General features: G+C 41.1%; 29 protein-coding genes and 1 pseudogene. 6 read left to right on the top strand and 24 right to left on the bottom strand.

Going from position 1 to position 21,755, the window contains the following annotated elements:
• Positions 1–252: 252 nt before the first annotated feature.
• The 8 genes from V7L20_RS05565 to V7L20_RS05535 all read right to left on the bottom strand — a co-directional run bounded on the left by V7L20_RS05565 (position 253) and on the right by V7L20_RS05535 (position 4,091).
• Positions 253–573 (bottom strand): hypothetical protein, encoded by a 321-nt coding sequence (locus tag V7L20_RS05565; RefSeq protein WP_334743097.1) that lies wholly within the window; start codon positions 571–573, stop codon positions 253–255.
• Positions 574–601: 28 nt separating this feature from the next.
• Positions 602–1,045 (bottom strand): hypothetical protein, encoded by a 444-nt coding sequence (locus tag V7L20_RS05560; protein ID WP_334743096.1) that lies wholly within the window; start codon positions 1,043–1,045, stop codon positions 602–604.
• 376 nt (positions 1,046–1,421) lie between these two features.
• Positions 1,422–1,976, bottom strand: coding sequence for a hypothetical protein (locus tag V7L20_RS05555; RefSeq protein ID WP_334743095.1), 555 nt, complete (start codon positions 1,974–1,976; stop codon positions 1,422–1,424).
• A gap of 203 nt (positions 1,977–2,179) precedes the next feature.
• Positions 2,180–2,461, bottom strand: coding sequence for a hypothetical protein (locus tag V7L20_RS05550; RefSeq protein WP_334743094.1), 282 nt, complete (start codon positions 2,459–2,461; stop codon positions 2,180–2,182).
• Between the two features lie 4 nt (positions 2,462–2,465).
• Complete coding sequence (locus V7L20_RS32510) at positions 2,466–2,684, bottom strand: J domain-containing protein (protein WP_442943509.1); 219 nt, start codon at positions 2,682–2,684, stop codon at positions 2,466–2,468.
• The gene (locus V7L20_RS05545; protein ID WP_334743093.1) at positions 2,579–3,028 is read right to left on the bottom strand and encodes a hypothetical protein; all 450 of its coding nucleotides are present in this window, start codon (positions 3,026–3,028) and stop codon (positions 2,579–2,581) included. The genes V7L20_RS32510 and V7L20_RS05545 overlap by 106 nt, the downstream gene beginning before the upstream one ends.
• Before the next feature lie 19 nt (positions 3,029–3,047).
• Positions 3,048–3,506, bottom strand: coding sequence for a hypothetical protein (locus V7L20_RS05540; RefSeq protein ID WP_334743092.1), 459 nt, complete (start codon positions 3,504–3,506; stop codon positions 3,048–3,050).
• 447 nt (positions 3,507–3,953) lie between these two features.
• Complete coding sequence (locus V7L20_RS05535) at positions 3,954–4,091, bottom strand: hypothetical protein (RefSeq protein ID WP_334743091.1); 138 nt, start codon at positions 4,089–4,091, stop codon at positions 3,954–3,956.
• Positions 4,092–4,122: 31 nt separating this feature from the next.
• Here V7L20_RS05535 and V7L20_RS05530 point away from each other — a divergent pair, with 31 nt between their 5' ends.
• On the top strand, positions 4,123–4,773 hold the full coding sequence (locus V7L20_RS05530) for a PIG-L deacetylase family protein (protein ID WP_334743090.1): 651 nt from the start codon (positions 4,123–4,125) through the stop codon (positions 4,771–4,773).
• A gap of 31 nt (positions 4,774–4,804) precedes the next feature.
• Here the strand turns inward: V7L20_RS05530 and V7L20_RS05525 are convergent, their stop codons facing one another.
• The gene (locus V7L20_RS05525) at positions 4,805–5,047 is read right to left on the bottom strand and encodes a hypothetical protein (protein WP_334743089.1); all 243 of its coding nucleotides are present in this window, start codon (positions 5,045–5,047) and stop codon (positions 4,805–4,807) included.
• 752 nt (positions 5,048–5,799) lie between these two features.
• Here V7L20_RS05525 and V7L20_RS05520 point away from each other — a divergent pair.
• Entirely contained in the window at positions 5,800–6,627 is an 828-nt protein-coding gene (locus V7L20_RS05520) for a class I SAM-dependent methyltransferase (RefSeq protein WP_334743088.1), read from the top strand.
• 3 nt (positions 6,628–6,630) lie between these two features.
• On the opposite strand, the gene V7L20_RS05515 is transcribed toward V7L20_RS05520, so the two are convergent.
• Positions 6,631–6,846 carry a hypothetical protein gene (locus V7L20_RS05515; RefSeq protein ID WP_334743087.1) on the bottom strand — a complete coding sequence of 72 codons (216 nt, stop codon included), beginning with the start codon at positions 6,844–6,846 and terminating at the stop codon, positions 6,631–6,633.
• A 545-nt stretch (positions 6,847–7,391) separates the two neighbouring features.
• The gene (locus tag V7L20_RS05510) at positions 7,392–8,606 is read right to left on the bottom strand and encodes an RNA-guided endonuclease InsQ/TnpB family protein (protein ID WP_334743086.1); all 1,215 of its coding nucleotides are present in this window, start codon (positions 8,604–8,606) and stop codon (positions 7,392–7,394) included.
• A 326-nt stretch (positions 8,607–8,932) separates the two neighbouring features.
• Between V7L20_RS05510 and V7L20_RS05505 the strand changes: the two are divergent.
• Positions 8,933–9,097, top strand: a pseudogene (locus tag V7L20_RS05505) (HU family DNA-binding protein); the annotation flags it as partial.
• A gap of 10 nt (positions 9,098–9,107) precedes the next feature.
• Here the strand turns inward: V7L20_RS05505 and V7L20_RS05500 are convergent.
• The 10 genes from V7L20_RS05500 to V7L20_RS05455 all read right to left on the bottom strand — a co-directional run bounded on the left by V7L20_RS05500 (position 9,108) and on the right by V7L20_RS05455 (position 14,476).
• Positions 9,108–9,497, bottom strand: coding sequence for a type I restriction endonuclease (locus tag V7L20_RS05500; protein WP_334743085.1), 390 nt, complete (start codon positions 9,495–9,497; stop codon positions 9,108–9,110).
• A gap of 440 nt (positions 9,498–9,937) precedes the next feature.
• Positions 9,938–10,162, bottom strand: a complete 225-nt coding sequence (locus tag V7L20_RS05495) for a DUF5615 family PIN-like protein (RefSeq protein ID WP_334743084.1) — start codon at positions 10,160–10,162, stop codon at positions 9,938–9,940.
• A 109-nt stretch (positions 10,163–10,271) separates the two neighbouring features.
• Complete coding sequence (locus V7L20_RS05490; RefSeq protein WP_334743083.1) at positions 10,272–10,502, bottom strand: DUF433 domain-containing protein; 231 nt, start codon at positions 10,500–10,502, stop codon at positions 10,272–10,274.
• Positions 10,503–10,509: 7 nt separating this feature from the next.
• Positions 10,510–10,764 carry a DUF4926 domain-containing protein gene (locus V7L20_RS05485; RefSeq protein ID WP_292786454.1) on the bottom strand — a complete coding sequence of 85 codons (255 nt, stop codon included), beginning with the start codon at positions 10,762–10,764 and terminating at the stop codon, positions 10,510–10,512.
• On the bottom strand, positions 10,764–10,958 hold the full coding sequence (locus V7L20_RS05480) for a DUF6883 domain-containing protein (RefSeq protein WP_334743082.1): 195 nt from the start codon (positions 10,956–10,958) through the stop codon (positions 10,764–10,766). The genes V7L20_RS05485 and V7L20_RS05480 overlap by 1 nt, the downstream gene beginning before the upstream one ends.
• A 163-nt stretch (positions 10,959–11,121) precedes the next feature.
• Positions 11,122–11,418: a restriction endonuclease subunit S gene (locus tag V7L20_RS05475; protein WP_334743098.1), complete on the bottom strand. Its 297-nt coding sequence runs from the start codon at positions 11,416–11,418 to the stop codon at positions 11,122–11,124.
• Positions 11,419–11,487: 69 nt separating this feature from the next.
• Complete coding sequence (locus V7L20_RS05470) at positions 11,488–12,333, bottom strand: restriction endonuclease subunit S (protein ID WP_334743081.1); 846 nt, start codon at positions 12,331–12,333, stop codon at positions 11,488–11,490.
• Complete coding sequence (locus tag V7L20_RS05465) at positions 12,323–12,622, bottom strand: type II toxin-antitoxin system RelE/ParE family toxin (RefSeq protein WP_334743080.1); 300 nt, start codon at positions 12,620–12,622, stop codon at positions 12,323–12,325. The genes V7L20_RS05470 and V7L20_RS05465 overlap by 11 nt, the downstream gene beginning before the upstream one ends.
• On the bottom strand, positions 12,619–12,885 hold the full coding sequence (locus V7L20_RS05460) for a type II toxin-antitoxin system ParD family antitoxin (RefSeq protein ID WP_334743079.1): 267 nt from the start codon (positions 12,883–12,885) through the stop codon (positions 12,619–12,621). Before V7L20_RS05460 ends, V7L20_RS05465 begins: the two co-directional genes overlap by 4 nt.
• A gap of 31 nt (positions 12,886–12,916) precedes the next feature.
• Complete coding sequence (locus V7L20_RS05455; protein ID WP_334743078.1) at positions 12,917–14,476, bottom strand: type I restriction-modification system subunit M; 1,560 nt, start codon at positions 14,474–14,476, stop codon at positions 12,917–12,919.
• A gap of 336 nt (positions 14,477–14,812) precedes the next feature.
• Here V7L20_RS05455 and V7L20_RS05450 point away from each other — a divergent pair, with 336 nt between their 5' ends.
• Positions 14,813–15,145 (top strand): hypothetical protein, encoded by a 333-nt coding sequence (locus V7L20_RS05450; protein WP_334743077.1) that lies wholly within the window; start codon positions 14,813–14,815, stop codon positions 15,143–15,145.
• Positions 15,146–15,312: 167 nt separating this feature from the next.
• Here the strand turns inward: V7L20_RS05450 and fdhD are convergent, their stop codons facing one another.
• Positions 15,313–16,152 (bottom strand): formate dehydrogenase accessory sulfurtransferase FdhD, encoded by an 840-nt coding sequence (gene fdhD, locus V7L20_RS05445; RefSeq protein WP_334743076.1) that lies wholly within the window; start codon positions 16,150–16,152, stop codon positions 15,313–15,315.
• 242 nt (positions 16,153–16,394) lie between these two features.
• On the opposite strand from fdhD, the gene V7L20_RS05440 reads away from it, so the two are divergent.
• The gene (locus V7L20_RS05440; RefSeq protein WP_334743075.1) at positions 16,395–17,576 is read left to right on the top strand and encodes a serine hydrolase domain-containing protein; all 1,182 of its coding nucleotides are present in this window, start codon (positions 16,395–16,397) and stop codon (positions 17,574–17,576) included.
• A gap of 36 nt (positions 17,577–17,612) precedes the next feature.
• On the opposite strand, the gene V7L20_RS05435 is transcribed toward V7L20_RS05440, so the two are convergent.
• Positions 17,613–18,302 (bottom strand): Uma2 family endonuclease, encoded by a 690-nt coding sequence (locus tag V7L20_RS05435; protein ID WP_334743074.1) that lies wholly within the window; start codon positions 18,300–18,302, stop codon positions 17,613–17,615.
• 351 nt (positions 18,303–18,653) lie between these two features.
• Here V7L20_RS05435 and V7L20_RS05430 point away from each other — a divergent pair, with 351 nt between their 5' ends.
• Positions 18,654–19,103 (top strand): orange carotenoid protein N-terminal domain-containing protein, encoded by a 450-nt coding sequence (locus V7L20_RS05430; RefSeq protein ID WP_334743073.1) that lies wholly within the window; start codon positions 18,654–18,656, stop codon positions 19,101–19,103.
• A 200-nt stretch (positions 19,104–19,303) separates the two neighbouring features.
• Here the strand turns inward: V7L20_RS05430 and V7L20_RS05425 are convergent, their stop codons facing one another.
• The gene (locus V7L20_RS05425; protein WP_334743072.1) at positions 19,304–21,526 is read right to left on the bottom strand and encodes an FdhF/YdeP family oxidoreductase; all 2,223 of its coding nucleotides are present in this window, start codon (positions 21,524–21,526) and stop codon (positions 19,304–19,306) included.
• Between the last annotated feature and the right edge of the window lie 229 nt (positions 21,527–21,755).

Below are 21,755 nucleotides of genomic sequence, written 5' to 3'. Positions count from 1 at the left end.
TGAGATGTTTAATTTTCTCAAAGCCTTATATAGTTGCGCTCTTGGCGTATTCCACTCTTATTCAAGCTCGTCAATATTTAGATGCGTTTGCCCTGTGGCTGACCCTACTTGATACAGATGCCAAAGTCTATTATCTAGCGTTATCATCCCCAGACTCTCGACAGCGGTCTGTTCGAGCAGATGCTTTAGCTCGTCAAGTTTGGCAATTTTCCAGCAGCTTGTACCGTCATCAATTTTCAGCATCCTCTAAATTTAAATTCCAAAAGCTAAACAAGCTGCTACCGCTTCAATACGTTCTTTAAATCCGTACTGCGTACCTTCGATAATAGTCAACCATGTGGTAGTTCCTAGATTTATATTCTGACAAACACACCCAACCTGCATTTGCTTGCCAGGAGCAAACACAAACCAGTCATAGTAGCTGACAGAGACTCGCGTAATCCAATCTTCAATCCAACGAGTACCATTCACTTGCAGTTGCACTTCCAAAAACTCAGCAGGCGTAAAACTTTGCTTTGCAACTATCATTCCATCTTCCAAAGTACATTTACATGGAACTAAAGTTGCAGACATTCGAGGAACTACAATTTTTTCAAAATAATTACTTTGCGATCGCATCATCATCCTCCATTTCCACCATTTCAAATCCGTAATGAGCAAATAATTCTTTCACCGTTATGCCTTCTTCAGATGAAGTCTCTTCAACAGCAGCCATCAATGCTGGGCAATCAATATTAAATTTGATGAAATACAGATTATTTTCTATTCGCTCTACCAAAGCCCATTCAGGAAGGACAAGCGGTACTTTGGAAGACCAAAATAGACCAGTCCTATTATTTACCAATTCAAATCCAAACTGATCATAAAACTTTTCTGGTGGTATGTTATTGCAAACAGAGCGTTCAACGTCAGTCATAAAATCAACATGGTTGATGATTACATTTACAACATAAACACCATCTGCTTCTACACGATTAACAAAAGCCCAATTAGGCATAACCTCCGGCAATTTGGATGAGCGAAAATCGATAATTTCAGCTTGCATTGTGTCCTCCGTTTAAATCATCTCAAAACCCGCACATCTTTTCTCTTACTAGTTGTAATGACAAGCGTTGGACAAGTTATATATAGAGTAACTGCTTGAATTAAGTTCTGGAATGTCTTTTTTAACCTCGTAAAGCTCTTGGATGCTCAAGCTGGAATGGTAGTAGTATTTGTATCCAGAGCTTCCATACCAATGTTTGTACTGCGTTAAATCAGGCTGCTTGATCGCCGCGAATTCTGTGCCGTTCCAACCCTTCCAGTTAGGCTAACAAATACCGGAATCACGAATAATAAAAGTTTTGTCTAGCATTATGCTGCTTCTTTTTCTAATCTGTAAGTTGCCATTTCAATCACCTTACTAGAGCGCTGCGCTGTTTTTAGCGCTCTAGTAAGGTAAGGCGAAACCTCTTATCGCCTGCTGGGAAAACTCCCCAGCGAAGCGCCAAATTCTTTAGCTGCCACATCTTCAATCCCTCGAAGTCTATTTCAGCCAAGGGTTCTAGTTCTTCCATCGCAGTTTCTTTCTGGTTCTGCTCTGCCAAGTAATCTCCAAGGCTTACAAATCCCAGAGCAAAAAGAACTGAGTACGAGTGCTTGCAGATAGATTTCCCAAACAATCCTTTGTTGGTAGTCCAGTCCCAGCAACGACAGTAGACTCCATCGGGCTTAGTTTTTACTTCATAGCTAGTACTTTTCTTTGAATTGTAAACTGCATATACATGGCTGTACATAGGTTGAACAACCATATCCTTCGCACTGCGTTTGCGGTATTCTGCAAACTCGGTGACTAATTGCTGAAACTCGATGGTTTGTTCACCCGCTTTCAGCTTGGCTACAACTCGTTTTTCCTGGATTTCATAGTTTACAAGTGCTGTGGTTTTTACGCCTAGCACTCTGGCGATCGCTGACTTATTGACTATGGCAGCTAACATACAAGGTTTGGTGGTTTGAGGTTCTCTTATAATCTTAGTATCGTAGCAGCTAAAGGTCAATGTAAACAGACATTTAAAAGCAGGAAAATTTTGAGGCAGTACCGCCAGAGGGGTTTCACGCCAGTTCTCTCAAGTCGGCAGAGCCGCCCACGAGACTGGCTCCCCAAGTGGAGTAACTGCCGTCCTGCTTTTGTCAGTCAGAGTCAGAGTTGATGTGGAAGCCCCCGATTGAGTAACTTCCGGTTGTCATCTTCAATAATGGATTGTCGATGCAGCATAGCATCCTCGTCTTGACTAAGCGGATCAGCTAGGTATTCCTCAACCAGGCGATCGGGATTCAACCGAGAAATGATTCCTTCCTTCAGTATCGTCCAATAGTTCCACCTATCTTCGCCAGATGGTGGGCAGATAAGCCAGTGTTTACGCATCAGCCAATACTGCAAGCAATCATCATTTATCCGAGAGTCAGGGTGCTTGTAATTCATACATTCAACTAAAAACGGGTCGAGTTGTATCCAATTGTGCCTTAGCTTCTTGGTAGGCTAAGTTTATTTTCGCCATCTCGTTATGAGTGCCACCAAAATCAGGATGGGACTTTTGGGCTAATTGTCTGTAAGCAGATTGAGCCTCGTCAAATGTAGCCGTTGGCAAAACTCCCAAAACAATCCACCACGAGTCTTTGCTGGGGGGCAAAAGTTGATATCCCATAAAAGCTTGCTTGGTGCTACCAACCCCCAGCGCTGCATTCCACGCATAGCCAAGACGTGTAAACCAATTGCTCTCAAATTATCTTTGACTTTATTCCAGCGATCGCAAGCTAGTACGTATGGATCGCCGTCTAAATTGAAATACACTGCTACGCCTGGGTCTTCTGGTGGTGAATGATTTGCGTAAGGCAATCCATCTCTTCTCAAAGGAATGTTGCTAGAAATCACCAATTCAGATACATTTAAAAGCCTAAGTTCATCAAGTAATTGATGACGAGCTACACCAAAAGTAACTTCAAATTTGGCACGTTGTCTTTCTACGGCGGAAGTCCTAGAATAAGCCATAGGCCAAGCTTGCATTGTTTTATCTGTCTTTAGTCGCAAGTTCAACCCGTTCTATAATCCTTTGCTTCAACTCACTTCGACTCATTTGTTCAAATTTATTCACAGGAACTCTGTAATCTGGGTAAAACCAAAACAGATCAGGTAAATGTAGGCGAGGCGAAGGAGTAAATTCGTCCCAGTCTTGTATGACTCGCCAAGGCATTAAAAAATTATCCCAATCAACGTTGCCACACACATAACTATAGAACTCAGTTCTCTCACCCATTTGAACAGCGATCGCATCACCATGTCCAAGAGAAATGATTTTTCCGTCTCGCCACTGGGCTGTGACACCATAAGCTATGAATACCCTGTGGGCTGGATGCGTCCTTCTCCATTCTCCTATTTTGATATCCGACAGCCCACCTATGCCAGAGAACCAAACAACAGTACCAAAGTTCAAAAAAGGCTTATGTGGGTAATGAACTAGCGGTTCCATGATTTTTGTATTTTTGTTCGTCCATACTTAACGGTAATCTTACAAGAAGCAGGAAAATTTTCCTGCTTCTAAAGTGTCCTGTTACAGTATTTGCTATGGGTCGCATTTTGGAAGCGAACTTCTGTAGTTTATCCAATCCTCTTCAATCGGTTCTTTAATCCTGCCATCGCAATCAACAAGCAGTATTTTTTGCATTAGTTCCTCACTGCTCAATCATTGTGGCGGATACCATTCTTGAAACTTATCTCTGTATCCAAAACTGTAAATAATCCGATCTCTATAGACCCACATTCTGCTTTTAACCGGGAGTTGGCCTATTTCACTTTGTCCAAAAGCGTTTGCCAACAACCCTTTCGGTTCATAATCGACCGTCAAAAATATTTCTTCTTGGTTTACTAGTTGCTTGGCGATCGCATCACTCAACCGTTGTTCAAAAGCGTCTATCTCTTAGTTGGTAATTTCTCTATTCTTTGCTGCCAACTCTGATATTTCCTTACTCAGTTTAGTGTCGCCAGCATCAATACTGAATCCATCCCTTAACTTGTCTGCCCAAAGCTTTGCGGCTGTTTCATGAACCGTCACCATAGCACCCCTGGTATATTGGTAACTAAAAACTATGACAATACTAATTGTAGCGGCGCATCCCGATGACGAAGTTTTAGGCTGCGGCGGAACGATCGCCAAGCTCTCAAGCCAGGGTACAGAGGTGGCAACTTTAATCCTGACGAATGGCGAACCAAGCAGAAACCTAAATATTCAACAGCAGGCAGATAATGCCTCTGACATTCTAGGTTCCCTGTCTCCCAGGATTTTAAACTTTCCCGACCAGCGACTGGACTGTGTGCCGATGGTCGAGCTAGCTACTGCTATCACAAACGCCATTATCGATTACAAACCAGAAGTCGTTTACACCCATTTTGCTGGCGACCTGAACCTTGACCATCGCCTAGTGTTCGAGGCAACGGCGATCGCAACCAGACCTACAAGGCAGCATCGAGTGCAAAAGCTGTACAGCTACCATGTCCCTTCCTCAACCGAGTGGGCATTCGGGCAATTGGGTGCATTCGTCCCCAACGTATTCGTTGGCATTGCCGGAAAGCCTCTGAACGCCAAACGCAAAGCTATGAGCGAATACACCAAAGAAGTTATGGAGTTTCCGCACCCTCGTTCGCCGGAGGCTTTATTTGCTATTGCTTCCTCTTGGGGGTCTGTGGCTGGATTGTTGGCGGCAGAAGCATTTATACTAGTGCGGGAAGTTGATAACTAATGACCAATGACCAATACCCAATACCCAATGACTAATCAATTTCTTCCTGCCCACCGTTGTAAATAGCCTGCCTTTCCTCTTCTAAAGCTTCGTGCATATCCTTCAGATAGGAAGCTCGAACTGAGCCGATCTTCTCGGCAGCTTCCCAGCCGTAACGTCCTACTGTATCAAGAGGGGGCGACGGAAAGCCAGCTTCAAAGCTTTTCATCCCTGCCGTAAAGTCTTTGTTCGCTTGCGCTTCCAGTTTGGCGATTTTTTCTTGTTGCCTGTTCATTATGCAATTCCTGTATTTCTACAGGAATTATTACCAAACGAAAACTTCAAGGAGCAGCAAGAAATCGACTTATGGCTTGAATCTTAAAGAATTGGTAGCCTGCCGTAGATAATGGCTTCTTATGGCTCAATAGGAGACTCTTAAAGCGAAAAAGCCTATATCTAAGAGACATAGGCTGCAAAATAGTGTGCTTTGAATCAAAACATGAGAAAAATTCTGAAGCATAAAGAGAGCAGGAATTAACGCTTTCTTCAAGCTTTGAGCTAATGACCAACACGAGGCTTTGCATCAAATCATGAGCGTGTGTTTAATTTATGAACCATAACCAGAGAATGAGTTGAAAAAACGCATGACGACAAAACTTGTACAAAATGACCGTGTAAAAATAGCATTTTTATAAACTTTCATTCCAAGATATGGTTCAAACGCTCTAATTATGCTTCAAAACCTTTGTTTTAATGTACATCTGAGTTTAACTATAATATTTCAGTGCTTGCGCGATCGCGCAGTTGAGGAGCGATCACTACTCCAATCCTTGCGCTCATAGCAATGATAATCAGAGAGTCAGGTGGTAGACGAGCAACGCTCGTCTACCACCTCTTATCGGGGTTAGGCCAGGATACGCGCATTCAGGGGACATGTTGTAAATAAATGTTACACAACCTACTTTCTTGCTTTACCAACTTGCCCCTATTTGGCATGAGATGCGACAAGAGAGTTAAGCTTGAAAATGACTTGCATGGGTAAGAATCATGGCAGATTCGGTCAAAATATTTAATGAGTATTCAAATCGAGACTTAGAGCAACGGAAGGTTTGGTACACGCCAGTTGTGGAAGCTTATGATCGAGGCAGACCCCGCTATCCTGAAGCACTAATACAGCGAGCGATTGAAGCCGCTCACCTTTCCCCTGACTCAACCATTCTCGAAGTCGGATGCGGGTCAGGAATTGCGACGATTAACTTTGCTCAGTTGGGATGTGCAATCGATGCGGTAGAACCGAATCGAGATTTCTGCCAAGTTGCAGCACGTCGTCTTGCAGCATTTCCGAAGGTTCAACTCTTTCAGGAATCCTTCGAGGAGTGGCAAGTTCAACCACAAGCGTATGAAATTGTACTAGCAGCAAATGCTTGGCACTGGATATCATCCGGCATCAAATATGTGAAAGCATCACAGACGTTACGAGAGGATGGTTCTCTCGTTTTACTTTGGAACCTGACGCTTGAGCCAAGTCATGAAGTTCATCAAGTCTTGAATCAGGTTTATCAAGCTTACGCGCCCGCGATCGCACCTGAGTATGAAGGTCGAGAGAAACAAGCTGAAATTGCCGCAGGCTTGGGAAAACCTGTCGGGGATTCAGGATTGTTTGAGCCTCCCTCCACAGAAATCTTCCCTTGCGAACAAACCTATAGCGTTGATCGGTATCTCGATTATTTGAGTAGCGGTTCACAATACGTTGCCTTAGAGTCGCAAGTGAAAGTAAATCTATTTTCGGGTTTGAGAACTGCAATCGAACAGCAATTTAAGGGCGAAATTCACCTGTTTAACTTAGCTGCATTTCAAATTGCGCGGAAGATCTAAATATTATACCGCAGACATTAGATGAGATTGGGGCTTTTGTTTTAACTTAACCGACAAGAGCATCCAATGAAAGAGCCAAAACACGCCTAATAATCGTTGTTTGAGTTCTTTCGGTGATTGCATTTGGACTCCGATGACGATCGCACGCCTCTGATATGTCTGAGGTTTTTCAGCCAAAACTATCTTAAAGTTATCAGTTTGATTTTTCCTTAATGTCACATCATAAAATTTAAAGCAACTTTTTTAACATAACTTTGCATCGTGTCCCCTGAATGCACATATCCCGGCTAGACCCCTTATCCCTCTGGACGATAATCATTATTAATAAAAAAACTCGAATATCAAAAGTGAAGTATAAATTGAGTACCTATGCTCTGAAGCATATAACGAGCTAAAAGTTCATTTTATAGTGCAAGTCACAAATAGTTGAAATTTAACTACTAGATTCTAATCCTTTCAACTGTCGTAACTGGTCTACGTCCGTTGGGACATGATCTATGCGAACAATGATTGTCATCAGAATAAAGACTTAGAGCCTGAAGGACAAGAACGGCGCCAGTTAAAACGGAAAAAAGGGCTTGCTTCGTATTTTTCATCTTTCTTAGCTGCAAATGCAGTAGTAGTGGTGGTTTGAGGTTCTTATCTCTTATCGTCTTCGATGTGCTGCGGGTGTCAAATTTTTTAATACTTGAAAAAAAAGCTCTAATAACTTTGCCCAGAGCCTTTTCTGTTCGATACAATTCATGCCATTGACACTTCTCAACCTAAAGGTGTGAGGATTCTTGCTTCGCAGGGACTCCAATGAATTTACCCTCAGCAAGCATCTTGACCGTATGCCCTACGGCTGCAAGTCCCCTTTGGAGAACTACTTGGGCGGCTGCAACATCCCTATCGGTGGTGTAACTGCAATTTGAACAAACATGAGTACGTTTTGAAAGTTCTTTTTTACCTGTCTCAATTAGGCAGTTGGGACATATCTGGCTAGTTTTGCGGCTATCTACTTTTTGAAAATAGACACCACGCTTAAAACAAGTCTGCTCAAGGATGTTGAAGAATTGTCCAAACCCAGCATCTAAACAATGCTTGCCTAACATTCCACGAGATAAACCGACCAAGTTTAGGTCTTCAACAAACACTATTCCGGCATTGTTACAAACTTGGTGAGACAACTTTCTGTGCCAGTCTTTGCGACAGTTAGCGATGTACTCATGCAGTAAAGCAACTTTCTTAATAGCTTTCTTCCAATTGTTCGACCCTAATCGTTTTCTAAAGACACGCTGTTGCAGCAATTTAAGCTTGCGTTCGGCATCTACGAAAAACCTTGGACGTTTGACTAAAAGCCCATTAGAAGTTGCAATAAAACTGGTTAGACCTACATCAATTCCTACTGATTCCCCGTGCGGTATGGGTTGAGGTACAGATACATCCCATTGAACAGTTAGCATCACATACCATCCAGAAACACGCTTGACTACACGCGATTGCTTGATTGTCCCACCGTCAGGAATATCCCTTGACTGACGGACTTTGACCGCACCAATAACAGGCAGTTTCACATACTCGTTATTTAATGGATTTACCCCCAATAGCGGGAAAGAAAAAGACCGCATTCGCCCAGATTTTTTGAATCTTGGGAATCCATGATTTTGCTCCCACATTGAGACAAAGGCTTTTTCTAGTCGTCTCAGTGTTTGCTGTAAAGACTGAGCGTTAACCCGTCTTAAATGCTCCGAGTGTTTACGCGCAGAAGTCAAAGACTTGCATTGACTAGCAAATGTTGGGCGTGGTGCATCAGCAGCAATGATGTATTCATGCTTGAGTGAGCAAGCGTTAACTTGACAACTACGAGATTTATACCAGTCCTTGCGCTCTGCTAAAGCATAGTTGTACACCCGTCTATGGGTTTCTAGCCATTCTTCAAATATTGCTATTTGAGATTGTGTTGGACTCAATTTAAACTCGTAAGTCAGGTTAAACACTTAATCACCTCCTAACTCATTTTAACATTTCTAATAATCGCTATAACGATTATTAGAATCAATTTGTCCTATAACGACAAAGCCCTAATTCCAAAACTTTTGGTAGCTAGTGACATACTCACGCTTACCTGCACTCAGGAAGCCTGAGCTTTCAAGGCGTGGGACACACGCCTTTTTATGTTCATTTGTCATCGACCAACGACTCTGATTGAACTGTATTCAATTTCAATTGTTGGTCAATTCCTCACTCACACGCATTCATCACAATACTGAATTGAGTACAATTCCAGTGTGAGACTTCTGCTGTTTTAGTCAAAAAAACTGTTATGAACAAAGGCGAATTAGTAGAATCAATTGCAGCGAAAACTTCTGTTACAAAAAAAGTGGCAGATCAAATACTAACTGCTGCCATAGAATCAATAATCGAGTCCGTCACAAAAGGCGAGAAAGTCGTACTTGTAGGCTTCGGGTCGTTCGAGAAACGCTCTCGTATTACCTTAATTAACTGGGCCAACTTTTCGGTCGGATCTTCCCAGCAACTAAGTTTTCCTCTCCATCGCTTGACGGGCATTTCACGAAGATGCATCCTCCATCCTTAAGGAGTTGATAAATTTCTGCATTCGCATTGGCTAAACTCAACGTGCTTCTGTCACGAGTTAGTTCATCAATCGCCAGTTGGATAGCTTCGGTGGGTAAGTCAGAGTTTAAGTTTTGTATAGCTGATTGCAATTTGGGAATTAAAACTACCTCATCCCTTGTTTCTCTCCCCAGTGTGCTGTTTGTACCAAAGGTTTCATGGTAACAGTTGGCTGTTTGCCATTGCAGTTGAGAGAATAGGTCAATGGTAGCGTTTTCTAGCGCTGCTTCTGAGTCTGGGTGAGGTGGACGCATAGGTATGGAGTATCGATTTACTCCATTTTTAACTCAAAAGTTCGGCGTTAGGGATTGATGGGGTTAAGGAACGTAAACGCAAAGCCTCAACCCAATCTACACAGCTTGATTGCGGTGCGACAAAGTTTGAAGTACCTCAACACGACTTTTAAGTACCTCAACATGATGTTGAAGTACCTCAACACGACTTTTAAGTACCTCAACACGATGTTGAAGTACTTCAACACGACTTTTAAGTACCTCAACACGATGTTGAAGTACTTCAACACGACTTTTAAGTACCTCAACACGATGTTGAAGTACCTCAACACGACTTTTAAGTACCTCAACACGATGTTGAAGTACCTCAACATGATTTCTATGTATCTGTTGCTTATACCAAATTGCCTTTGGTTGTAATTTTTAAAGCAATATTGAAAGCGATCGCTCAGACATCGAGATCAAAAGATTTGCGATCGCACTTGAATTACACTAGGTGCATCAGCTTGAGTCATTGCCAGCAGTGTACCAAAATCTAAATCATGGGTAAAAACAATGTAGTCGTTTGTCAGTACCCATGCCATGATTACTTTATCTGTAGCACTGGGATTACCAATTGTTGACCAGTGGACAGCTTCAAAATCCGCACTTTCTAAGACTAGAACCCAGTCAGGAGAAAGATTCATATCACAGCAGAATTCAAGTATTTGAACCACATCTGTTGTAGTAGGGGCGCAAGGCCTTGCGCCCCTACCGCGTGGTCTATTTACCTGAAAATAGCTGTAAGTAAAATTTTTATGCCCAAGCAAGGGGTACTTCAATTTCCTCTACCCGCCATGCAGCATAAGCTAAAGCTTCATAAATATCTTCACGTTCTAGGTATGGGTAGGCGTTGAGAATTTCTTCTGGGGTATTTCCTGCTGCCATTAAGCCTACAATTGTACCTACAGTAACACGCATACCTCGAATACAAGGTTTGCCACCCATGATTTCTGGGTTAAATATGATTCGTTTTAGTGGTTTCATAAAGTGATTACTTTAATTCTGCTAATGGACGAATGGCTAATACTGCATCGCTGGGCATTTTTTCTACTGCTGACATAGGAACAGTAAAAACAGCGATAGAGTCACCTGCTGCATTAAATACTTCTAATACATAGCCATCTTCACCACCGCTTGGATGAGTCACATCATCAATTAGCATGGCGACATCACCCTGTTTGAGGTTGTATTCTGGGAAGTCTCGACACAGAGCAATGTACTGATATAGTTCCAATTTCATCATCATTAGTCTTTCTTTGGTTTCAAGGTAATAAAACGAAAGCTTCCGTCATGTTTTGATTCTAGCCAAACTGTAATAACTGCTAAATTTTGACTACTTACCCCTTGTAGGTTTCCCACAATGGTGTAAAAAGTTCCATATTCATTAGTATTATCTTCTACAGCTTCATTGGTGGTGGCGAGTTGTCGAATCGCTGTCAATAAATCTTCTGGGTTATTTTGTGTAAATCCTGCTTGGCTAAAAATTTTAATTTATCATCTTTAATGCGGGGGACTAAAAGATAACGGGTAAGTTTTTCTTCGGGAATGATGAGATTATCTGGAATTTTCACAATTTGATTTTTATTTGGTTGTTTTTAATTGGTTAAGCTGCTATGTCCTCTGTGGTGCTTTCCAGGTGTTCTACGTCGAGTTCTCCTGAGATGAGTTTGGGGAGGAGTAAATCACGGATTTGGCGGAGATTTTCATTTCTTTTAACTAAGCGGTAGCAGCTAGTCATCATTGGTTGTACTATTTCAAAAAACTTATTTTGTAGAGTAAGAGGTGGTACAACGATTTTAAATTTTTTGAAGTCTTTGAGAATAATTCTTGGCAGTGCAACCCCTGAAACATACCCTGACATTCTAGCTTTTACCGATGTTTGAAGAAGATAAAAACATATGATATGAGGTAAAATATACTCATTTAGACGTAGGATAGCTATTGAAGAAAGAATAACTAAATTAATTTCTTATTCTACAACAAATATATGCTTTAAGTAGCTACCATCTTTAGCAACAATAACATCATTTTTTAATGTTTTACAGTCATTTTTTACAAGTTTATTATAGTCATCTTCAGTAATTATGCGACACTGTTTTATCTGAAATACCCAATTATGCATATCTTTTACAGATGCCATTGGATATCCTTTATCAACTGATTTAGGACTCCAGTGAGAACCATCAGTAATACGTTGACAAACTTCTGATAGTTGTCTTACCTCCCACTCTTCAGGGATTAACCCCAATTCAGAATCAACCATTTTGGTGTGTTCATGACCAGGAAAGCGGAATTTTACAAACCACTCATGGTAGAGGGTTTGTGCCATTTCTTCTAATATTTTGATGCGTCTTGTGTTGTTTTCTATTAGGTCATCATACGCTGAGAGCATGTCAGCAATTTTCTTCTGCGTGGGTAGAGGGGGATAACAAACAGGTAATTCATGAATATGATTTCTATTTAGAGTTGGATTAGCAGAACCACAATCATATTGTTCAAGGTGCAGTATTTGTAGAAAATAGTACGCAAACTTCTCATCATTACTATGAAAATCTTTAACCCATAACGTTGTATCAGTTGCCCAAAAGTTACTTTTAGCAAAGAAGACAGTACCAATAGTTCCCTTTCTACCAATCACTACCCCTGGAGCTTTTACCTTATATTCGTTATGTTTTCCACCCAATCCTGACGAAAAGATCATATCATATTCACCTGGTTGTAACTGTTTTTTAGTGATATCAAAACCTCTTTGGAAAGTTAGAACTTTACCTAAAGTTGTATTTTTCCATCCTTTCCTGAATAATTTACTCTTCATCTGTAAACAAAGACTCCAAATCTCTATTACCACTCACCACACGCAAAATTTCCACCCCATCATCAAGAACTTGATAAAGAATTACATATCCATCTAGCGGCAAACCACGCAATAAGGGTTTAATATGAGCATAACTACGTCCCATGCTGGGGAAGTTAGCTAAATTTTGGCACTTTTTATTGAATTCTCTAAATAACTTTTCTCCTGCTTCCAGATTTCTGGTAAGAAAGTAATCAGCAATTTCGTTTAAATCTCGACTTGCAGATGGTGCGATAATGTAATTACTCATTCCTGACTCTCACGCGCTTTTTGGAATCTGTCGAGTATTTGCATCACTACAGTCTCACCATCCAACCCTTCACCACGTTCAAGTTCTGCAATTGCAACATTAACTTTTTGCCGAGTTTCTTCTACCCATTTCTGATACTCCTTATCCGATTCTTCCAGCAATTTCAATGCTTTACTAATCACTTCCTCAGCATTTGCATATCTACCTGTAGCAATTTGCGCTTGAATAAATTGCTCGATTTCTGCTTTAAGTGTGATATTCATAACTATTACCTCAGCTAAAAGAATGGATGGATTAACTTTGTTCTAACAGTTTCGCCACATTCTCAGCAATTCTCTCCTCTAATTCCCTCGCTTCTAGATTCAAAACTTCCAATTCCTCATTCAATTCTTCCAACCTCTCAGTAAAATCAAAATCTTCCACTACTCGTTCCGCAACACCTACATAACGTCCAGGATTTAAACTCCATCCCTGCGCGGCGATTTCTTCTAAAGTTGCTACCTTACAAAGTCCAGGTACATCAATATATTCCCCTTGCGAGAATTTCTCCGCCAGCAATGCTTGACTACCATTGCTTGTCTCTACTGCTTCACCTCTGTACAACCTGACAATATTCGCCAAAAATTCAATCTGTTCGGTGCTAAACTCCCGATGGGCACGGTCAATTTGACGATAAATGTGCCTAGCATCCAGAAATAATACCTTATCCTTGCGGATAGTATCTGCTTTCCCCTTATCCAAAAACCACAGGGTACAGGGTAAAGTAACAGTGTAGAAAAAATTAGAACCAACAGCAATCATCACATCCACTGCATAGGATTGGATAAGTTTCTGCCGAATTTCTAATTCAGTACCTCGCGCATCACTGGCAGAATTCGCCATGACAAATCCTGCTCTACCTGTTTCATTCAATGCACTCCAGAAAAAATGAATCCACAGGTAATTAGCATTATCTGCCTTGGGCATTCCAAATTTGCTGACACGCGGATCTCCCTTGATTTTTTCTTTGTCCACCTTATCGACATTAAAAGGTGGGTTTGCCATCATAAAGTCAAACTTGTTTACTGACTTGTGAATGTCTTCATAATAAGTATTACTCTGGCGAATATCTCCTGCAAGTCCATGTACTGCTAAGTTCATCCTGCACAAGCGGACAGTTTCACCTACTTTCTCCTGCCCATAAATACTAATTTCTGTACTTGGGTTCTTCTTATGCCTTTCTACAAAAGATGCACTTTGGACAAACATACCACCACTTCCACAAGCAGGGTCATAAATTCGTCCATGATATGGTTCAATCACTTCGACAATTAATTTCACTACAGAAGTAGGAGTAAAAAATTCTCCTCCCTTCTGTCCCTCACTCATCGCAAATTTACCCAGGAAGTATTCATAAATCTTCCCGAAAGCATCACCTGATAAATTTGTTCCTAATTCGACTTTATTAAAGTTCTTCAGCAAGTCAAATAACAGATCATTTTCGAGGCGATTGTAAGTTTTGGGGAGAATATCCTTTAATTCTTCATTCTCTGCTTCAATGGCACGCATGGCATCATTGATTGCCTTGCCAATATCTGCTCCTCCTGGTAAGTTCAGCAGTGTGGAGAATCTGGCAGCATCAGGCAAGTACATTACACCCTTTGCTTGGTAATCTACTTTAGTAATTCCACGTCTTCTACTACCTATATTTTTCAGTTCCTCCTCAGCATGGGTAAATTTCCAGTCAGCGTAGCGGAGGAAAATTAACCCCAGTACCGGGATGGAATACTCACTGGACTTTAGCCTAGAGTTAGCGCGTAACTCATCTGCTGCTTCCCATAGGCGTTTCTCTAAATCAGTAGTGTTAGCAGGCATAGACAGACATCAGATTACCAAATCTATCGATTATAGGATAGTTTGTGTCAGTGACAAGTCGGTAAACTACAAATTTGAGCAGAAACCAGCAAGATGATGGCACCTTGGACTGAAAATGGGCAATCTGCTTATTTAGTTTCAATCAGAATTATGTTGTTTACGATATGTGCGATCGCCTTTTTTGATTTCAGGCAGAATTATGTTGTGTATTTAGTTACTCGAAACATTGAACTTTGAAAAAGACAGAGCAAGTGATTTTTTGCGTAAAATCATTGTTTTCTGCCAAATAAAGAAAGGCTACAGTTAGAGACAAATGTATTTCATAATACCAAATATATGAAGGTTAATATACAAATAATTAATCTGGCTCTGATTGGCTATACTCTCATGTCTGTAGCGATACCTCTATTCATAGGAACGCCAAGTGCGATCGCTCAAGAAGAAAACCCAATCGCTGCTCTTTTGCAAGAGATTGTACCTCAGTTGCGCCAGACAACTACATTACCAATTTTACTTCCCAGTGAACTAACTCCTGATTCACAACAACTCTATGCTCACGTTGCCATTGAGATTGGTACTTTTCTAACTCTTGCAGGACTTACGCAAGAACTCTCTAAAACCCTCTTGACTTTGTGTCCTTTGTGTCCTTTGCGGTTCGTTTTTTCATAATTTTGCGTAAGTCCTATCTTATAACAGAACCATATTTTACATTGGTATCTGACACATCAGCACAAGATAGGTAAATCTTGCCGTGTTCCACCGAAAGTATTGGGATGGTGCGTTATACCTTTGGCTAACGCACCCTACAAAAGTTACTGTTGATTAAATCCGTGTTTTTAAGCAGCGTTTATTCTTTGCAAACCAGTGTAAACATTAAACCGTTCTCCACGCAGGAATCCAATCAAGGTAATTCCGAATTCATTGGCGACAGACACCGCTAAACTACTAGGAGCGGAAACAGAACAGACAATAGGAACTCCAGCAGTTGTAGATTTTTGCAAAATCTCAAAACTAGAGCGTCCGCTCACTAAAACAATACAATTATTTAAAGGCAACTCGTCACTGAGCAAAGCTGTACCAATCAATTTATCCAAAGCATTGTGTCGTCCAACGTCTTCGCGTAGGTTTAACAGTTGTCCTTGAGTATTGAAGCTAGCCGCAGCGTGCAAACCCCCTGTAGCTGTGAAGATACCTTGAGCAGCCCGGAGTTTATCAGGTAGGCTGTAGATGATTTCAGGTGTTAGTGTTGGGCCAGAAGGAATCATTGGACATCCCCGCAGACGCAAAGCTTCAAGGCTAGCTTTACCACACACTCCACAGGCGCTACTAGTGTAGAAATGACGCTCCAAAGGTTGTAAGTCTGGAATCAAACCATCCCGCAGTTCTACATTTACGATGTTATGGCGCTGCTCACCATCTATCAATTCATCCACACAATAACTGATACGTCGGATATCTTCTCTGCGGCTAACGACTCCTTCACTATAGAGAAAACCAGCAGCTAGTTCAAAATCTGCCCCTGGTGTCCGCATAGTTACAGCTACCGTCTTCTGGAGAGGGACGAGGCGAATTTCTAAAGGTTCTTCGGTGGTGAGTTGGTCTAAGCGCGATCGCATTTTACCATTTTCCACTACCCAGACACTGGCTTTAGTCTTGCTTTTAGTTGGCATTTTCATATTTATGAGAGTTGGCAAATTTAAATTTTGATACTAATCTGGGAACAAAGTAATGCTATTTGTATATCAGATGCCAAAGTAATTTGTAGTTACAGGACGCTAAAAGCGAAGGCGGACTTGCTTTGAGCGTCGCTATCAGTATTGCCTACTGTAACTAAATAATTACAAATTACTAATTAGTAATTATTTACTCAGGTTGATGCTCACTAACTACTTTGTGCGATGTCTGTTTAGTAAGTAAAATGAACTTAAAAATTTTGGCTTCCAGAAAATTTTTCTTTGCAATAGTCTTTGTAATTTTCCTTGGTTTTACAGGATACTTTGTGGGTAATAACATTACTCAGAAAGTAATTGAAAAATCTCTTGCAAAACAAGTTATGTCTACCTCCACCGTAGGAAAAAGTTCTCAATTACAGACACTTTTAAATGAGATAGTTGTAAAACAGAAGATCCCTGGTGCAGTAATGTATATTAATACACCGAAAGGTAGTTGGCTGGGAGCGTCTGGTGTAAATAACTTGTCCACTAAAACCCGGATGAAAACGACAGATGGCTTTTCTATTGCCAGTATGAGTAAAACTTTTATGGCGGTGGTTGTGCTGAAATTAGTGGAGCAAGGGAAAATAAAACTAGATCAGCCGATCGCAACCTACTTACCAAGAGATATCAGTCCTCATATTGTCAACAGCGACAAAATTACAGTTCGTCAACTGCTCAACCACACCAGTGGTGTTGCTGAATACCTAGATACAAAAGAGTTTATTCAAGCTACAGCCAAAAGAAGTCGCTCGCAGCCTTGGAAAGCCAGAGAAGCTATTAAGTATATGTACCAAGAGCAACCGCAGGCAAATCCTGGAGAAAAATTTATTTATACTGATTGCAACTACATTCTTTTGGAACTGATTGTTGAAAATATCACTAGGGGAACTCTTGCACAAGCAATCCGTACTCAGATTTTAAAACCACTAGGATTAAAACATACCTTCACGGAATTACGCGAACCGACAATTGGAGAAGTAGCTACAGGTTATGGCGATCGCAATAAGGATGGTAAGCTAGATAGCTACGCCCAAGTCAATGATGGCAATGGTTTAGGAGATGGTGGATTGGTTTCAACAGCAGAGGATTTAGCAAAGTTCGCTAAAGCGTTATTTGCCAAAAAAACCTTACTCTCCCCGAAGATGATGAAAGAAATGTTGAAATTCAAAGATAATGGCGAAGGCTATAGTTATGGCTTAGGTGTAGAAAGGTATTCATCTCCTTTGGCAAAAGCAATTGGGCATAGTGGTATAGCTTATGGCTTCGCCACATTACTTGCATATCTCCCCAATCAAAATACCACTATAATAGTACTGCTAAACAATCAGAATGTTGATATTAAATCAGTAGCTAGGACAGGTTTAGAGGTTGTCGAGAATCATTAATACTAATTTGTGATTATAATTTTCACTATACTGGCATTATAAACTTTCTGGGTCAATATTCAGTTCTCGCAATTTGGCTGCTAGGCGTTCAGCACGTTGCTTTTCTTGTTCAGCACGCTGTGTTTCTTGTTGGGCGACTTCTTCCGGTGTAGAAACTAGATTCCCTTCTACAGTGAAATAGCGCAATTTATGTTCATAAACACCCAAGTACAAATTTAATTGCTGACTCCACAGCCATCCTTGAGGATTAGGTTCTATCGGTTGATAAGTACCGCCAATCAAGATAAAGCCAGCAAATTCTAAATTATTAGGATCGAACCAAAAATATTCTGGTGTACGAAAGATATCTTGAAAAATTTGTTTTTTCAAACCCTTATCAGTTGCGGCTGTAGAATTCGAGAGAAGCTCTACAATTATGTTGGGATATTTCCCATCTTCTTCCCAAACAACCCAACTTTTACGAACTTTGCGTTGACATCCCAACACTACAAAAAAATCTGGCCCTCGGAATTCTTCTGACTTCTTCTGGCGTTGGCTGTAGTAAATTGTTAGATTACCCGCAGCGTAAAAGTCATTGCGGTTTCGCCACCACAATTCCAAAGATTGCAATAGCAGAATTATTTGGCGTAGATGTAATTCGCTATCCATTGGTGGTTCGTCACTATATAAATCCCCTAGAGGAAATATTAGATCATTTGGGAATTCAAAATCTTTGGTGGCGGACATGGCTGCAAGTTTTGGGGTGATATAGGTGATATAAACTTACCGTAATCCAGGTTTGTTTTTCCAGAGGCGCGATCGCATTATAATCAGGAACCCGTTCAAGCGATCGCTTACTGTCACTGATGCTACTTTAAGTTTTAACATTTATCTTTGCTTTCTATACATTGAAGCAGGCATTTTTGTAACTAGCAATTTCAGTTATCTATATCTATCTTATGTAGTGAGTCTTATACCTACCCTAAGTAGGGTTATCTATCTGCTTTTGTTCGTTAAGTTATATGAAGTAGTAAAAGCAAATCTTCTCAGTAAGTAACTGAGGAAATCAAAATAACCTTAACTTAGTTGGAGTTTTTTATGACTTACGCAGCCGATGAAGCAACAAAACCAGCTTTAGAAAATTTTAAAGGCTTTGATGTAGATACTCAGTTAGCCCTACTTTGGTTCGGTTACTTGGATCTTAAAGAGCAGCTAAATCCAGCACCTCCTTCAAGCGTTGAAGCTCCTGCTAAAGCAGTGTTTGACCAAATCCTCGCTTTGTCTAAAGAAGAGCAACTGCAAGCGCAACGCGACATTATTAATGGTGCAAATAACAATATCACCAAAGGTTATACTGCTCTAAGTCCCAATGCTAAATTAGACGTTTGGCTGCTCCTGGCACAAGGAATGGACAATGGAAGCGTCATTCAAGTACCGTCTGACTATCAACTTCCTGGTGAAACAGATGAATTTGTCGCAATGATCAAAAAGCTGGAGTTTGAGCAGCGCGTTAATTTTATGTTGAGTGTGGTGCAAGGGAAGGGTTAGTTAAGTCCAGTAACTCTCAATATTTTCTCGAATTAGGGATAACTAAAAGTAGTAAATTAAGCTAGACCTGGCTCCTTTTGCTCTACTTTAATAGTGGTTAAATCAGAACTACCGCAGAGATACTCATCTTTGCGGTAGTTCTGATGCAAGTTAATGGATATAGTGTTGGGAGTGTTAAAACTGGGAAAATGAAACTTGATTTAGATTTTTTCCAGCCGCACGATCGCATTATAATCAGGTACACCTTCAAGCGATCGCTTACTTTTATCAAGTAACACATTCCCTTCTGGCCAATGTACTTGTAAGTTTCCTGACTGAATTGGCGCAATATAGACTTGACAGAACAACTCGCCTAAATCATTCTTAAGAATTACCTTATCCCCATCTTTTAAACCCAACAGTACCGCATCAGCAGCATTCATTAACACCGCCTCTCGTACCGCTCCAGTAATTGCATCCTTGCGTTCCTGCACCATACTATTAAATTGTTTGCCTCGGCGTGTTGCTAATAAAAAATAACCCTCTGGTAATTCTCTTTGGCGTGGTAATAATACCCCAAAGTGTGCTTTCCCATCTGCTGTAGGGAAATTCCAACCAAAGCACAAATGTGAGCCACCATATTGAAACTGGTCACCAGCTTGCTGTAAGTGTTGAATACCAGCATATTGTGGTACAACTTGAGCAATTTCTTCACGGATAGCAGCTGTGTCAGCAAAAGTCAGCTTATTTGTTAAATCTGGCTTTACTCGCCTTGCCAATTCTAAAAATACTTCCAACTCTGGACGCGCTTCTTTAATGCGCGCCCCCGGAATTTCTGGACTGAAAATTACCCGGCGTTCGGTGTTAGTTTCTGTGACTCCCCCTGGTATTTCGTAACGAGTCGTCGTAGGTAAAAGTACCACAGTATCAGCAGGTTCCACCAACATTTGGCTAGAGAGAACTATATCTATATGTACCCGTAGGGGTATTTGCTTGAGCGCCGCTTCCACATAATCTGGTTCTGGCAGTACTTCTAAAAAATTACCACCCACAGAAACCAACACTTCTATTTCCCCTTGATGTGCCGCGTTAATCATTTCTGGAGCAATTAAACCTTTACTTGCTGGCACTTCAAAGCCCCAATGCTGACTTAATTGGGCAGCATTTTCTGAGGTGATAGGTTTACCACCAGGAAATACTGTCGCGTAACATCCCATCTCTGCACCACCCTGCACCCCAGAGTGTCCGCGAATTGGCATTAAACCGCAGCCTTCCCGACCGACAAAACCCTTGGTGAGAGCTAAGTTGATGATACTTCGCACATTATCTTCGCCGCATTCATGCTGAGTAATGCCCATACTCCAAACAAATACGGCTTTATTCGCTTCTTTGACCATTTTGGCAAAGGCATACATTTCCTCGCGGGATGTTCCAGAAAGCCGCTCTAATTCTTCCCAAGATTGATTTTCTAACGATGCTTTGAGTTCAGCAAAGCCAACTGTGTATAAATCTATAAATGACTGGTCTACCCAATTGTTAGCAATTATATGTTTAATAGTGCCATTCAAAAATGCTATATCCCCGCCCATGTTGATTAAAAAGAAGTCTTCGGCAAACTTTGTACCAAAAACGGCGCTTTCTACAATTGAGGGCACCCAGTAGCGCTCCATTCCTGGCTCACGATAAGTATTAATAACTACAATCTTAGTGCCAGCTTTTTTAGCGTAATGGAGATACTTGACGGTAACAGGCTGATTGTTAGCAACATTAGAGCCAATGAACACTAATAAATCAGTACCAATCCAGTCTTTATAAGAACAAGTGGTAGCCCCTGCACCGAGAGCAGCTTTCAGTCCTGCCGTACTGGGGGAATGGCAAATGCGGGCAGCGTTATCAATATTATTGCTTCCCATTGCCCGCACAGCTTTTTGGATGGCATAATAAGTTTCGTTGACAGTACCGCGACTGGTAACATAGAAACTGAGACGGTCTGGTGTGGTTGAGCAGATGCGATCGCTAATTACTCCTAAAGCTTCATCCCAACTCACACGGCGAAAGCCTTTTTCCCCTCGTTGACGAATCATCGGGTAGGGGAGTCTTCCCAAGTCACGTAATTGGGCACTTTTTTGGTTTCGTAACTGTGAAACATCTTGCAATAGCACAGAATCAAAAGCTGGCATAGTATTCATCCGCAACAGTCGCAACCGGACATTGCAAAGATGGATGCCATCTAAAGTCCAATCTTTCATCCCGGTTGTTCCGAGGGCGCAACCATCGCAGACACCTTTATTCAGAATATTCCACATATAAGGTAGTTTGTCACGAGATAGCCAGATTGCCCGAAATACCTCCCAGTAATTATTGGGATACTGTTCGCCAATGCCAAAAGGCTTCCAACTTGCCCAGTTTGAGGGTGTCCAGTGTTTTTTGGGTTTAGGTAACATGACGCAATGTGTGTGAGTTGCTGAATTATTTAAGGCTATCGTTTTGAATAGCAAATGAGTAGCAGGCAGTTAAAAATCCTTTTACTTGCTGAATTTACCGAAATCAGAAAGTCAAAGCTACTTTTGCTTGCTGAATATACCGAAATGAGAAAGCAAACTGGAGTTTGAGAAAGTCAAAGCTGCTTTTGCTTGCTGGATATACCGAAATGAGAAAGCAAACTGGAGTTTG

This window comes from Nostoc sp., from assembly GCF_036916735.1.
GTDB lineage: Bacteria > Cyanobacteriota > Cyanobacteriia > Cyanobacteriales > Nostocaceae > Nostoc.
This window is presented reverse-complemented; position numbering and strand designations above follow the sequence as displayed.